Source organism: Streptomyces sp. TRM49041 (assembly GCF_008271805.1).
Classification (GTDB): domain Bacteria; phylum Actinomycetota; class Actinomycetes; order Streptomycetales; family Streptomycetaceae; genus Streptomyces.
The window spans coordinates 1-13424 of the sequence record NZ_VSRY01000075.1 but is presented as its reverse complement, the minus strand read 5'-3'; the positions used below and the strand labels follow the sequence as shown (position 1 = coordinate 13424).

Genomic DNA, 13424 nt, shown 5'->3' with positions numbered 1-13424 from the left:
CCCCGGCCGCCTGCTGAAGTGGGGTCACGCCGCCTAAACTGACGCGGGACGGGCCCTACACGGAGGGTGATTGACGGTGCGTAAGGGGTGGCTGGTCGGCGGCGTGGTCGTCGGGGCGTGCATGAGCTTCGTCGCGCTGCTGGTCGTCGGTACGTACGTAGCCGCCGCCGGGCTCGCCGGCGGAGCCGGGGGTGGTGTGCGGGGGACCGTGGGGCTGGCCAAGGGGGCCGTGCCGGCCGCCTATCAGTCGCTCGTGCAGCGGTGGGGGAATCTCTGTCCCGCCATCAACCCGGCCCTGCTGGCCGCGCAGCTCTACCAGGAGAGCGGGTGGAATCCCAAGGCCGTCAGCCATGCCGACGCCCGCGGGATCGCGCAGTTCATCCCGGGGACCTGGGCCAGCCACGGTATCGACGGGGACCAGGACGGTGACCGGGACATCTGGGATCCCGCCGATGCCATTCCCTCCGCCGCCTCCTACGACTGCGAGTTGGCGAAGTATGTGAAGGGGGTGCCCGGGGACCCCACCGACAACATGCTCGCGGCCTACAACGCCGGCGCCTACCGCGTCATAAAGTCCGGCGGCGTCCCGGCCATCAGCGAGACCCGGAACTACGTGCGGATCATCCGGTCCCTGGAGAAGAGCTTCGCCCGGCCCGTCTCGCCCGTCGAGCCCTCGCGGCAGGCCGCCGGGGCGATCTACTTCGCGCAGAAGCAGCTCGGTACGCCCTATCTGTGGGGTGGCAACGGCACACCCGAGCAGGACGGGCGGTTCGACTGCTCCGGGCTCACCCAGGCCGCCTACCGGACCGTCGGGATCGAGCTGCCCCGGGTCGCCAACGACCAGTACAACGCCGGGCCCCATCCTTCGCGCGAGGAGCTGCTCCCTGGTGATCTCGTCTTCTTCTCCGACGACCTGACGGACTCTCGGGCCATCCGGCACGTGGGCGTGTACGTTGGTGGCGGCTACATGATCAACGCTCCGTACACCGGGGCCGTGATCCGCTTCGACAAGATCGATACGCCGGACTACTTCGGGGCCACGCGCGTGACCGAGGACGGCGCCAGGGCGCTGCCTCAGAGGGGTACTGGTGCCTGATCGCGACGGATCACTCTTCGATAACGTCGTGTGATCGTTCCGTGGAGAGTGGAACGTAGCCCTCCCGCAGGTCGTTCCCTGGACTGACCGCACCACACCGCACCGCAGTACAAGGCAAGGGGCCGCAGCGAATGGCCGGACTCGCATCGGATGGTTCGAACCCCGATGTCAGCCTGCTCCACGACATCAACGGACTGGCGAAGTCCGCCCCGACCTGGCTCGACCGCGTCATGGAGTTCGTCGGCGAGTACGGCATCATGCTCGCCCTCGTCCTCGTCGTCCTGTGGTGCTGGTGGAGCGTCAGGCGGCGTGGTGCGCTGGAGGATTCCGTGTCCGCGGCCGCCGGGCTGGTGTGGGCTCCTCTCGCCGCCGGGATCGCCCTGCTGGTGAACATTCCCATCCGGGGATTCGTCGAGCGGCCCCGGCCGTTTCTGGAACATGACGGGCTCGAAGTGCTGGTCGACGGCAAGACCGACTTCTCGTTCGTCAGTGATCACTCCACCGTCGCCATGGCCATCGGCGTCGGCCTCTTCATCGCCGACAAGCGCTTCGGGCTCGCCGCCATCGGGCTCGCCCTCGCCGAAGGTTTCTGCCGCGTCTACATGGGCGTCCACTACCCCACCGACGTCGTCGGAGGCTTCGCCCTCGGTACGGCCGTCGCCCTGCTCCTCGCGCCGGTCGCCTTCGCGCTGCTCACGCCGCTGCTGTCCGCCGTCGCCCGCTCGCGCGCCGGGTGGCTCGTACGGTCCCGGCGCGCGCCCCTCGGGGCCGGGCGGCACCGGACCCTCGACCTCGCCGACCCCCGGATGGAGACGGGGAACGGGACGGCCGGGGAGAGCGACCTCGCCGCCTAGCGCTGTGACCGCAAAGGCCGGCCGGGTTCTGGCGGAGGGGCAGGCTTGCCAGAGTGCGCTTCGGTCGTCGTGAGGAGTGCCTCGACTGTGGCGCGGTGACGACTCAGGTGATCGTGTCGAATGGCGGTTCCAGATCGGGCGAGTCCGGGATTGCCCGGTGTCCGCAGGCGGTCCTGCCAGATCCGTGGCTTGCCACCGGGGGGCGACTCGCTGATCGAAGCCGTGCCCGCGCGCGCCGCCGCGTCCAGGGCGCGGACGGCCCGCTCAAGGGTGCCGTACGACCACGCCTGGTGCGCCTCAGGGCGACCCGGGCGAGGGACGTGACGCGCCACGCGGCCGGTCCGCGGGCGGACGGCCCGTGACATCGCGACCGAGCCGCGCCGGCTCCGCGAGCGCCCGCGCAGGTCGCGCACATGCCACGACCGTCGCGGCTCGGTCCGCTGGCCGGCGGCCACGCTCCGGGGGCCGGAACTCAGCTGCCGGTGACCTGCTTCCGGAAGTCCGGCAGGGTCATGACCTTGTCCCCCGACGGCACGGAGATGGTGAACTTCTCGCCGAACGAGTCGTAGGTGACGGTGCTCGTGCGCCCGTCGTGAACGGAGTCCAGACGCAGTGGCCGTGTGGTGTCGGCCGCGTCGATGAGGTACGTGCCGGAGTTCGCTCCTGAGGACACCGTGAGTGCTTGGGCGGGCGTACCGTTCACGCTCTCGTCCTTCGCGGGCTGGAGCTCACCGCCATCGGGGATCTTGAAGTAGGCGTCGCAGCCATGACCGGACTCGGTGGTCACGAACACGTCGGAGAGGCGATCGGGCACGGTGATGTGCTGCCCGCGCTCCTTCAGCGTGGCGGCGAAGAGCTGGGCGCTGATGTAGGACGTGCCGTCCTTGCAGTACATCTCCCCCGGCACGTCGCCACCGGTGGTCTTTATTCGCAGCCCCTTCTCGGGGTCCCACCAGCTCTCCTGCCACGCGTCGGCGAAGGCGGTCGTCGTCCCCGCGGAATGGAACGACGTTCCGCGCATCGTGTCGTTCGCCCGGCGCGTCAGCTCGGCCGCCGATCCGCTGTTCTGACCAGCGGCACCCGCCCCATCGGTCCCTGCCGTATCACCCCCCTTTCCACACGCCGCCACAAGCCCGGCGAGCAGTGCCACCGAGGCCAGTGTGCGAGCACGACGCATACGAGAGTTCACCACAATGTCTTCCTTTGATCTGATGGCTTGCCGGCAAGCCGCCCTGCGGCCCGCGGACTCTGCCGACAGGGCGTCACCAGGAGACCAGAGACGCATACGCTCCCGCGCTCGGTTCCCGGCCCACCGGCCTTTTGTGTACGGTCCGGCACCCATGCCGTCCTCCATGTGGCCACCGTGCCGATGCCGACGGTGTACGCCCGCCTGGCTAGAGCGCCTGCGGGTAGGAGAACAGGCCGTCCGGGTCGTACCGCTCGCGCAGGGACACGAGCCTGTCGGCCGCCGCGCCGTAGTACGCCGTCCGCCAGTCCCTCAGGCCCGGGTCCGGGTAGTTCTGGTACGCCGCCCCCGACGCGTATCTCCGCATCCCCTCGTGCGTACGGCGCAGCCACCGCTGCTGGACCGTCCCCGGCGTGCCCGGCCGCCATGACGCCACGTACTGCGCCAGCATCCGCGACCCGCGGTGCACGAACGCCGTCGCCAGCGGCTCCACCCGGTTCACCGCCCCGCCCAGCGCCGTCAGCGTCACCGAGCCGCCGCCACCGCCCTGCGCCACCGTCGTACGCGTGAAGGTCTCCACGGACGCCGTCAGCGTGGCCCGGGCCGCCTCCGGCAGGGCGCGTTCGAAGAAGTCCGACGCCGCGGTGTACGTCTCCCTGCCCAGCACCCCCTCCGGACTCCGGCCGGGCACCGGACCCGGCAGCCTGCACTGGTCCTCCGACAGGCCCGCGCACCCCGCGAACACCAGCATCGCCTCAAGGAAGCCCCGCTCCCGCAGCGCCACCGACCCCGTCGGCGCGCCGACCCGGTCCGCGAGCCGGTCCAGGGCGTTCTCCAGGTCCCCGCGGCCGCCCAGCGTCATCGCCGTCACCGACACCGTCGGCGTACCGCCGCCCGCGCCCGCCGCCAGCTGCAGCGACGACCAGATCTCGTCCGGCTGGTCCGGACCCCACTCCTGCCAGGCCGCCAGCACCGCCCGCGCCCTGGACCAGGGCCAGTTCAGATACGCCGTCACCGTCGGCGGTGCCGGGTGCGTACGGAAGCGCAGCTCCGTCACCACGCCGAAACCGGCCTGGCCCGCGCCCCTCAGCGCCCAGAAGAAGTCCGGATTCTCGTCCGCGTAAACCATCACGCGCCGGCCGTCCGCCGTCACCAGCGTGGCGCCCGTCAGGCTGTCGCACGTCAGGCCGTACGCGCGCGACACGACCCCGTGCCCGCCGCCCAGCGCCAGGCCCGACAGGCCGACCGTCGGGCACGTGCCGCCCGGGACCGTACGGCCCCGCCCGGCCAGGGCGCGGTAGACCGGCGCCAGCTTCGCGCCCGCCCCGATCACGGCGCCGTCCCCGTCGGCCGCCTCCACCGAGGCCAGCTTCGACACGTCCACGACCAGTCGGCCGTCGCCGCTCGACCACCCCCCGTACGAATGCCCGCCGTTGCGGACCGCCACCCGCATGCCGTGGCGGCGTGCGAACGCCAGACACTCCTGTACGTCGTCCACGCCCGCCACGTACGCGACGGCCGCCGGGCGCAGATCGTCGAAGCGGGTGTTGTAGAGCTGGCGCGCCGTCTCGTACGTCGCCTCGCCCGGGCGGACGAGGAGGCCCTCCAGCCCCTTGGCGAGGGACGCCCAGGAGGGCGCGGGGGAGGAGGGGGAGGTCGTCGGTGCAGGGCTTCCAGGGGTGGGTGCCGTCTCCACGGTGCTGTCGCAGGACGTCACCGCCGTCGCGGCCAGTGCCGTCGTCAGCGCCGTCGTCAGGCCCGTGGACAGTCCCGTGGTCAGCAGTGCGCGCCGGTCCATGGCGTCACTGTCGCACGCCGCCCCCCTGCTCGGACATGTGGGCCGCCGCGTCCGTACGTGCCCGGTCGCGCGAGCGGCGGGCCGGGCCCGACCAGCCACAGGTACAGCGCGCCAGGGCGAAGGCGCCGCGTTCGGCGGTCGCGGTGTCGTGCGGGGCGCCACCCGGGGACGGGGACGGGGCCTGGGGCTGCGCCTGGGGCTGCGCCTGGACCTGGGACGGGAGGGGCGGAGGCGTGTCGTGCCGGTGCACAGGTCCAACGGTACCGGGGCGGTTCAGGGGCGTGACGGGCAGCCGGAGCGGTCGTTATTCGGGGCGTGTGGGGGCCTCGGGCAGACAGCGGCACGGCGTTGGGGGTTGGCAGGCGATGGTGGTGCGGAAGCTGAGGCGCACGGGCGGCGCGAACGCCGTCACCGTGACCGTGGCGGTGGTGGCGGTGGCGGCGGCGGTCATGGGCGTCTCCCAGTGTTCCGGGGCGGTCGACGCCACCCCGCCGGTCGGAGCGGCGGTCGCGAGCGGCACGGCGGTGAGCGACAGCGAGGGCGACGCCGTGGACATGGTGCGCGGGGTGCCCGACACGCTCGCGCGGGCCGGCACCTCGAAGACGAGGACGTCCATGGAGGTGGCGACCGGCGGCACCCGGCTCACCATCAAGGGCGGCGGCGGATACGACTTCCGCAAGCGGCACGGGCGGCTCCAGGTCCTCCTCCCCGAGGACGGCGCGGCCGACCGCCCCCACCGGCGGATCACCGAACTCCTCACGCCCGGCGCGCTGTACATGAAGAACCGCGGAGCGGGCGTCCCGGCCGACAAGTGGGTACGCGTCGACACGACCACCCTCGCCGACGGCAACCTCGTCACGGGCGGCGCCACCGACCCCGCGGCCGCCGCCGAACTCCTGCGCGCCGCGCGGCAGGTGACGTACGTCGGCCAGGAGTGGGTCGAGGGCGTACCCGTCGCGCACTACCGGGGCACCACCGACATCGGCGACGCGGCGAAGGTGGCGTCGCCGCAGGTGCGTGGCGCGCTGGCCGCCGCGGCGAAAGGGTTCGCCACGGACACGGTGCCGTTCGACGTGTACCTGGACGACCAGGGGCGGTTGCGGAAGGTGCGCCACCGGTTCAGCTTCGCCAACGAGGGCCGCGAGGTCGACGTCGCGTCGACGACGGTGCTGTACGAGTTCGGCGTCCCCGTCGACGTACAACTGCCGTCGCGGCAGGACATCTACACCGGGAAGATCGAGGGCTGAGCCCAGGCGCCCCCCGGGCCGGCCGCGGGACGCGTCGCCGGGCTCGTTGTGGCGAGGGGCCGGAAGAGGCTATTAGGGGGCCCTAAGAATGGTCCGGACGTGTCATGCGCGGTGTGTGTTCCGCTCCCTACGCTAGGAAGCCGAAACCGGGTGGAAGAGGTGAACGCACGTGGCCCCGCTCAGTACGACGACCGTCCAGGACCACGTGGCCCTCGCCGAGATCGAACTGTGCGGTGAACTGATCATCGCGGCTTCGGCCACCGAGGCGGAACGGCTCAGCGCCGACCGGATCGACGAGGTGCTGAAGGTGTCACCGGGAGCGGGAAGCTCCGCGGACAGTCCGGCCGGGGCCTGAGCGAGGCGCGCGTGAGCGAGGGGCGTAGGAGCGAAGGGTGTGGGAGCGTCCGGCGATCAGTTTCGGCCAGGTCCGGTGATCAGGTCCGCATCATGCGGGCGATCGCCTTGGTCGCCTCCTCGACCTTCGCGTCGATCTCGTCCCCGCCCTTCACGGCCGCGTCGGCCACACAGTGACGGAGATGCTCCTCCAGCAACTGGAGCGCGAAGGACTGCAGGGCCTTCGTGGACGCGGAGACCTGCGTGAGTATGTCGATGCAGTAGACGTCTTCGTCGACCATCCGCTGCAGACCCCTGATCTGGCCCTCGATCCGGCGAAGCCGCTTCAGGTGCTCTTCCTTCTGCTTGTGGTAGCCGTGCACCCGGTGATCGTGGTCACCGTGGGCCCGGTCGGGTTCCGTGACCGGAAGGCCGGCCGGCTCGGTGGTCGTCATCTCGTCCTCCCACTGTCCACCCAGGGTATGCATACCCCTCGTGGGTATATGGTACCGATCCTCGCGGGATGGTGCGGGGCCGGTTCTGTTCACTGTGCCCGATGCGCGACACTGAGGAACGCCGGTTCGCCGTGGCCGGATGATGCGCCTAGCATCAGCCTGACCGACACTCACGCACCAGAGGGACTCACGTGCGCTTTCGTCTGACCCCCAGGGAGACGAGCTTCTACGACATGTTCTCCGCTTCCGCGGACAACATCGTCACCGGCTCGAAGCTCCTCATGGAACTGCTGGGAGCGGAGGCGTCCGGGAGGGCCGAGATCGCGGAGCGCATGCGGGCGGCGGAGCACGCGGGGGACGACGCGACGCACGCGATCTTCCACCAGCTCAACTCCTCCTTCATCACGCCGTTCGACCGCGAGGACATCTATGCCCTCGCCTCGTCCCTCGACGACATCATGGACTTCATGGAGGAGGCCGTCGACCTCGTCGTCCTCTACAACGTCGAGGAACTGCCGAAGGGTGTCGAGCAGCAGATCGAGGTCCTGGCGCGGGCCGCCGAGCTGACCGCCGAGGCGATGCCGCACCTGCGGACGATGGACAACCTCACCGAGTACTGGATCGAGGTCAACCGGCTGGAGAACCAGGCCGACCAGATCCACCGCAAGCTGCTCGCCCATCTCTTCAACGGCAAGTACGACGCCATCGAGGTGCTGAAGCTGAAGCAGATCGTGGATGTGCTGGAGGAGGCCGCCGACGCCTTCGAGAAGGTGGCGAACACGGTGGAGACCATCGCCGTCAAGGAGTCCTGAGCCTGCTGTGGACACCCTCGCTCTGGTCGTGACCGTCGCGGTCGCGCTCTTCTTCACGTATACGAACGGCTTCCACGACTCCGCGAACGCCATCGCCACGTCGGTGTCGACGCGCGCGCTCACCCCGCGTGCCGCGCTGGTCATGGCCGCGGTGATGAACCTCGCCGGCGCCTTCCTGGGCAGCGGGGTCGCGAAGACGGTCAGCGAGGGCCTGATCGAGACCCCGCAGGGCGACAAGGGGATGGGCATCCTCTTCGCCGCCCTGGTCGGGGCGATCGCCTGGAACCTGATCACCTGGTACTTCGGGCTGCCGTCGTCCTCCTCCCACGCGCTCTTCGGCGGCATGGTGGGTGCCGCGATCGCGGGGGGCACCGAGGTCATCTGGTCCGGGGTCCTCGAGAAGATCGTCATCCCGATGTTCGTGTCCCCGGTCGTCGGCCTCCTCGTCGGCTACCTCGTGATGGCCTCGATCATGTGGATCTTCCGGAAGGCCGGGCCGCACAAGACGAAGCGCGGCTTCCGGATCGCGCAGACCGTGTCGGCGGCCGGAATGGCGCTCGGACATGGTCTCCAGGACGCCCAGAAGACCATGGGCATCGTGGTGATGGCCCTGGTCATCGCGGATGTGGAACAGTCCGGTGACCCGATCCCGCTGTGGGTGAAGATCGCCAGCGCGGTGATGCTGTCGCTCGGTACGTACGCGGGTGGCTGGCGGATCATGCGGACCCTGGGGCGGCGGATCATCGAGCTCGACCCGCCGCAGGGATTCGCCGCCGAGACCACGGCGGCGTCCGTCATGTACACGGCTTCGTTCATGTTCCAGGCGCCGATCTCGACCACGCATGTGATCACGTCCGCGATCATGGGTGTGGGCGCGACGAAGCGGGTCAACGCGGTGCGCTGGGGGGTCGCCAAGAACATCGTGATGGGGTGGTTCATCACGATGCCGGCCGCGGCGGTGTTCGCCGCGATGAGCTTCTTCGTGGTGCGGGTCTTCTTCGGATAGCACGGCTTCCCCGACCCGCGAAAAGAGTGGGCCCGCCCCCTGGGAGTGGGGGCGGGCCCTTCGTCCTGCGGTGGCACCGCCATGCAGCACCGCAGACGTGTGTGGGGGCGCGGCTCAGCCGAAGCGGCCGGAGATGTAGTCCTCCGTGGCCTGCACCGACGGGTTGGAGAAGATGCGCTCCGTGTCGTCGATCTCGACCAGCTTGCCGGGCTGACCGACGGCGGCCAGGTTGAAGAACGCCGTGCGGTCGGAGACACGGGCGGCCTGCTGCATGTTGTGGGTCACGATGACGATCGTGAACTGCTCCTTCAGCTCGCCGACCAGGTCCTCGATCGCCAGGGTGGAGATCGGGTCCAGGGCCGAGCAGGGCTCGTCCATGAGCAGGACGTCCGGCTCGACCGCGATCGCGCGGGCGATGCACAGGCGCTGCTGCTGGCCGCCGGAGAGGCCGGCGCCCGGCTTGTTGAGGCGGTCCTTGACCTCGTTCCAGAGGTTGGCGCCCTTCAGGGAGCGCTCGACGATGTCGTTGAGCTCGGCCTTCTTGTACCGGCCGTTGAGCCGCAGGCCCGCCGCCACGTTGTCGAAGATCGACATGGTGGGGAAGGGGTTCGGGCGCTGGAAGACCATGCCGACCGTGCGGCGGACGGCGACCGGGTCGACGTCCTTGCCGTACAGGTTCTGGTCGTCCAGCATCACCTTGCCCTCGACGCGGCCACCGGGGGTGACCTCGTGCATCCGGTTCAGGGTGCGCAGGAACGTGGACTTGCCGCAGCCGGACGGGCCGATGAAGGCCGTGACGGAGCGGGGCTCGACGGTCATCGAGATGTCGTCGATGGCCTTGTGGCTGCCGTAGTACGCGGAGAGGCCGCTGACGTCGATTCGCTTGGCCATTTCAATCACTTCCAAGTATGCCGCGGTCAGCGGCCGGTCTTCGGGGCCTTCCAGCGGGCTATGCCGCGGGCCACCAGGTTGAGGATCATGACGAAGGCGATGAGGACGAGCGCGGCGCCCCAGGCACGGGCCACAGCGGCGTCCGTACCGACGGCGTACTGCTCGTACACATAGAGCGGGAGCGACGCCTGTGCGCCTTCGAAGGGGTTCGGGTTGATCAGCTTCGTACCGAAGACGAGGAGCAGCACAGGGGCCGTCTCGCCGGTGATACGGGCGATCGCGAGCATGACGCCGGTGGTGATGCCGCCGATCGCGGTCGGCAGGACCACCTTGAGGATCGTCTTCCACTTGGGGACGCCCAGCGCGAGGGACGCCTCGCGCAGCTCGTTCGGGACGAGCTTGAGCATCTCCTCCGTGGAGCGGACGACCACCGGCATCATCAGGATGGCCAGCGCCATCGAACCGGCGAAGCCGGAGGGCCCGAAGCCCAGCATCAGATTCCAGGTGGCGAGGATGAAGAGACCCGCGACGATGGACGGGACACCCGTCATCACGTCGACGAAGAAGGTCACGGCGTGGGCGAGCTTGCCCCTGCCGTACTCGACCAGGTAGATCGCGGTCAGCATGCCGATCGGGGCGGCGATGACCGCCGCGATGGCGACCTGCTCGATGGTGCCGAGCAGCGCGTGGTAGACGCCGCCGCCGGCCTGGGCGTCGAGGACGCCGTTCATCGAGTGGGTGAGGAAGTAGCCGTCGACGACCTGCATGCCCTTGCTGATCGTCACCCAGCCGAGCGAGGCGAGCGGGACGATCGCGAGGACGAAGCAGACCCAGACGACGCTGGTCGCCACACGGTCCTTCGCCTGACGGGAGTTCTCGACCTTCGTGGTGATCGCGTAGGTGGCGGCGACGAACAGGAGAGCGGAGATCAGGCCCCACTGGATACGGCTCTCCCAGCCGGCCGCGATGCCGATGCCGCAGCCGGCGGCGATGGAGCCGGCGGCGATGGCGGCCGGCGCCCAGCGCGGCATACGGGCGTGGGAGAGGGGGGACGGGCGGTGTACGGGGGCGGGCGCGGGGCGCCGGTCCTGGACGGTGTGGCTCATGCGTTGGCCCCCGAGTACTCCTTGCGGCGCGCGATGATCCAGCGGGCGGCGCCGTTGACCAGCAGCGTGATGACGAAGAGCACGAGACCGGAGGCGATCAGCGCGTCACGGCCGTACTCGTTCGCCTCGTTGAACTTGGCGGCGATGTTCTGCGCGAACGTGCCACCGCCCGGGTCGAGGAGGTGCCCGGAGATGATGAAGCTCGGGGAGAGGACGACGGCGACGGCCATCGTCTCGCCGAGCGCGCGGCCCAGACCCAGCATGGACGCGCTGATGATGCCGGAGCGGCCGAACGGCAGGACCGACATGCGGATGGTCTCCCAGCGGGTCGCGCCGAGGGCCAGGGCGGCCTCCTCGTGCATGCGCGGAACCTGGAGGAAGACCTCGCGGGTGACGTTGGTGATGATCGGCAGGATCATGATCGCCAGCAGGATGCCGACGGTGAACATGTTCCGCGCGACGCCCTCGCCGGACTTGTCGAAGATGTACGTCCAGCCCATGTACTGGTCGAGCCACTTGTTGAGGCCGCCCAGGTAGGGGACGAGGAAGATCGCGACCCACAGGCCGTAGATGATGCTGGGCACCGCGGCGAGCAGGTCGACGACGTACGCGAGGGGCGCGGCGAGCCTGCGCGGCGCGTAGTGCGAGATGAACAGCGCGATGCCTATCGCGATCGGCACGGCGATGGCCATGGCGATGACCGAGCTGACGATCGTGCCGAAGGCCAGCACGGCGATGCCGAAGACCGGCGGGTCGCCGCCCGGGTTCCACTCGGACGTGGTGAGGAAGTTGCCCTCGTTCTGCGAGATGGCGATGGCGGCGCGGTACGTGAGGAAGACCGCGATCGACGCCATGATCACCAGCAGGGTGATGCCGGAGCCACGGGACAGGCCGACGAAGATCCGGTCACCGGCGCGGGACGGGGCGTTGGGGGCGTTTGTCTGCTTCCGCCCGGGTGGCGGTGTGGGTTGCGTGGTGGTGGCTGTGGCCATCGTTGTGTCTCCGGTCTGCGGAGCCGTACGGCTCCTGGCGGCGGTGCACCGGATACCGGGGCCGACCCGGCCCAGGGAGAGTGGGCCGGCCCCGGTCGGGTCGTTACGAGAGGGTCGGGACGATCTCGCGGATCTTGGCCGCGATCTCGGCCGGGACGGGGGCGTAGTCCGCGTCGGAGAGGACCTTCTGGCCTTCCTCGCTGACGGCGTAGTTGAGGAACGCCTTCAGGGTGGGCAGGGTCTCCGCCTTGTTGCCCTTGTCGCAGACGATCTCGTAGGTGACCAGGACGATCGGGTACGCGCCCTCGGCCTTGGTCGCGTAGTCCAGCTCCAGGGCCAGGTCGTTGCCGGTGCCCTTGATCTTGGCGGCGGCGATGGCCTTGGAGGCGTTCTCCGTGGTGGCCTCGACCGGCTGGGCGGCGCCCGTGTTCAGCTTGACGGTGCTGATGTTGTTGGCGGTCGCGTACGACAGCTCGAAGTAGCCGATCGCGCCGTTGGTGTCCTTGACGGCGGACGCGACACCGGACGAGCCGTTCGCGGCCTGGCCGCCCTTGGCGAGCCAGGACTTCTTGGCCTCGTACGGCCAGTCGGCCGGCGTGGCCGCCTTCAGGTACTTGGTGAAGTTCTGGGTGGTGCCCGACTCGTCGGAGCGGTGGAACGCCTGGATGGCGGTGTCGGGGAGCTTGACGCCCGGGTTCAGCTTGGCGATGGCCGGGTCGTTCCACTTGGTGATCTTCGAGTCGAAGATCTTGGCGAGGGTCGGGGCGTCCAGGACGAGGTTGTCCACGCCGTCCAGCTTGTAACCGATGCCGACGGGGCCGCCGACCATCGGGAGGTTGATGCCCTTGCCACCCGTGCAGACCTTCTGCGAGGCGGCGACCTCGTCCTCCTTGAGGGCGGAGTCGGAGCCCGCGAAGGCGACCTGGCCCTGGGTGAACTTGGTGATACCGCCGCCGGAGCCGATCGACTGGTAGTTGACCTCGACGCCCTCGCACGCGGCCTGGAAGTTCTTCACCCACAGGTCCATGGCGTTCTTCTGGGCGGAGGAGCCGGCCGCCAGCAGCTGGCCCTTGGCGTCGCCGCAGTCGATGTTCGACGCGGCGGCGGTCTTCTTGCCGCCGCTGGGGTTTGTGTTGTCGTCCGAACCACACGCCGTGAGAACCAGGGCGCCGGAGACAGCGAGGGCGCCGAACGCGGTGGCGCGAAGCCCGGTCTTGCGATGAAGCTTCACTTCGGGGTGTTCCTTCCAGTAGCCGCCGAGATGGCCGGCCGCATGTTCTTCGTCATGCGCTTCGTTCTACGGCGGCGTGTGTCGGGGTGGGTGACGGTGGCGCTTGGTGGTCACCGTGTACGGCCGAAATTAGGCAGAACAGGTGAAGCGGCCGACGGGGGAGAGTGAACGGAAGGTGAACCGTGCCGGAAGCGGTGGTGCGGCCCATTCCGGTCACGGGCCGGCGCCCGCCGACAGCCGGGGCGGCCGTGAGGCGCGGCTCGGCCTCGCCGTGCGCGGTCGGCATGTCCAGAGTGCCATCGCGTCAGGAGAGTACGGGCGCGGCGCGTGTCGCGGCGGCACGGTTCGGACCGGCGCGGGCCCGGGCGGACCGGCGCGGACCCGGGCGGACCGGCGCGGACCCGGGCGGACCGGCGC

Annotated in this window: 14 protein-coding genes and 1 pseudogene; 7 read left to right on the top strand and 8 right to left on the bottom strand. The window is 69.9% G+C overall.

Going from position 1 to position 13424, the window contains the following annotated elements; genetic code table 11:
• Positions 1-76: 76 nt before the first annotated feature.
• The 3 genes and pseudogenes from FVS66_RS05430 to FVS66_RS05420 all read left to right on the top strand — a co-directional run.
• Positions 77-1096 carry a bifunctional lytic transglycosylase/C40 family peptidase gene (locus tag FVS66_RS05430; protein ID WP_149179856.1) on the top strand — a complete coding sequence of 340 codons (1020 nt, stop codon included), beginning with the start codon at positions 77-79 and terminating at the stop codon, positions 1094-1096.
• Positions 1097-1227: 131 nt separating this feature from the next.
• On the top strand, positions 1228-1950 hold the full coding sequence (locus FVS66_RS05425) for a phosphatase PAP2 family protein (protein ID WP_149179842.1): 723 nt from the start codon (positions 1228-1230) through the stop codon (positions 1948-1950).
• Positions 1951-2045: 95 nt separating this feature from the next.
• A pseudogene (locus tag FVS66_RS05420) lies at positions 2046-2196 on the top strand (chloramphenicol phosphotransferase); the annotation flags it as partial.
• A gap of 226 nt (positions 2197-2422) precedes the next feature.
• Here FVS66_RS05420 and FVS66_RS05415 read toward each other — a convergent pair.
• The 3 genes from FVS66_RS05415 to FVS66_RS05405 form a co-directional block, all read right to left on the bottom strand.
• Entirely contained in the window at positions 2423-2971 is a 549-nt protein-coding gene (locus tag FVS66_RS05415) for a hypothetical protein (protein ID WP_149179841.1), read from the bottom strand.
• A 373-nt stretch (positions 2972-3344) separates the two neighbouring features.
• A complete protein-coding gene (locus tag FVS66_RS05410; protein WP_149179840.1) occupies positions 3345-4934 on the bottom strand; it encodes an FAD-binding oxidoreductase in 1590 nt (529 codons plus the stop codon).
• A 4-nt stretch (positions 4935-4938) separates the two neighbouring features.
• The gene (locus tag FVS66_RS05405) at positions 4939-5184 is read right to left on the bottom strand and encodes a hypothetical protein (protein WP_149179839.1); all 246 of its coding nucleotides are present in this window, start codon (positions 5182-5184) and stop codon (positions 4939-4941) included.
• Positions 5185-5299: 115 nt separating this feature from the next.
• Here FVS66_RS05405 and FVS66_RS05400 point away from each other — a divergent pair, with 115 nt between their 5' ends.
• Positions 5300-6181, top strand: coding sequence for a hypothetical protein (locus FVS66_RS05400; RefSeq protein ID WP_149179838.1), 882 nt, complete (start codon positions 5300-5302; stop codon positions 6179-6181).
• A gap of 169 nt (positions 6182-6350) precedes the next feature.
• Positions 6351-6536, top strand: a complete 186-nt coding sequence (locus FVS66_RS05395; protein ID WP_149179837.1) for a hypothetical protein — start codon at positions 6351-6353, stop codon at positions 6534-6536.
• Positions 6537-6615: 79 nt separating this feature from the next.
• Here FVS66_RS05395 and FVS66_RS05390 read toward each other — a convergent pair whose 3' ends face one another.
• Entirely contained in the window at positions 6616-6969 is a 354-nt protein-coding gene (locus FVS66_RS05390) for a metal-sensitive transcriptional regulator (RefSeq protein ID WP_149179836.1), read from the bottom strand.
• A gap of 191 nt (positions 6970-7160) precedes the next feature.
• On the opposite strand from FVS66_RS05390, the gene FVS66_RS05385 reads away from it, so the two are divergent.
• Together FVS66_RS05385 and FVS66_RS05380 are read left to right on the top strand one after the other, a co-directional pair.
• Entirely contained in the window at positions 7161-7781 is a 621-nt protein-coding gene (locus tag FVS66_RS05385; protein WP_149179835.1) for a DUF47 family protein, read from the top strand.
• Positions 7782-7788: 7 nt separating this feature from the next.
• Entirely contained in the window at positions 7789-8787 is a 999-nt protein-coding gene (locus FVS66_RS05380) for an inorganic phosphate transporter (protein WP_149179834.1), read from the top strand.
• A gap of 114 nt (positions 8788-8901) precedes the next feature.
• Here FVS66_RS05380 and pstB read toward each other — a convergent pair whose 3' ends face one another.
• The 4 genes from pstB to pstS all read right to left on the bottom strand — a co-directional run bounded on the left by pstB (position 8902) and on the right by pstS (position 13007).
• Positions 8902-9678: a phosphate ABC transporter ATP-binding protein PstB gene (pstB, locus tag FVS66_RS05375; protein ID WP_149179833.1), complete on the bottom strand. Its 777-nt coding sequence runs from the start codon at positions 9676-9678 to the stop codon at positions 8902-8904.
• A 26-nt stretch (positions 9679-9704) separates the two neighbouring features.
• Positions 9705-10784, bottom strand: a complete 1080-nt coding sequence (pstA, locus tag FVS66_RS05370) for a phosphate ABC transporter permease PstA (protein ID WP_149179832.1) — start codon at positions 10782-10784, stop codon at positions 9705-9707.
• A complete protein-coding gene (gene pstC, locus FVS66_RS05365) occupies positions 10781-11776 on the bottom strand; it encodes a phosphate ABC transporter permease subunit PstC (protein ID WP_149179831.1) in 996 nt (331 codons plus the stop codon). Before pstC ends, pstA begins: the two co-directional genes overlap by 4 nt.
• Before the next feature lie 103 nt (positions 11777-11879).
• Positions 11880-13007, bottom strand: a complete 1128-nt coding sequence (gene pstS / locus FVS66_RS05360; RefSeq protein ID WP_149179830.1) for a phosphate ABC transporter substrate-binding protein PstS — start codon at positions 13005-13007, stop codon at positions 11880-11882.
• Positions 13008-13424: the final 417 nt, after the last annotated feature.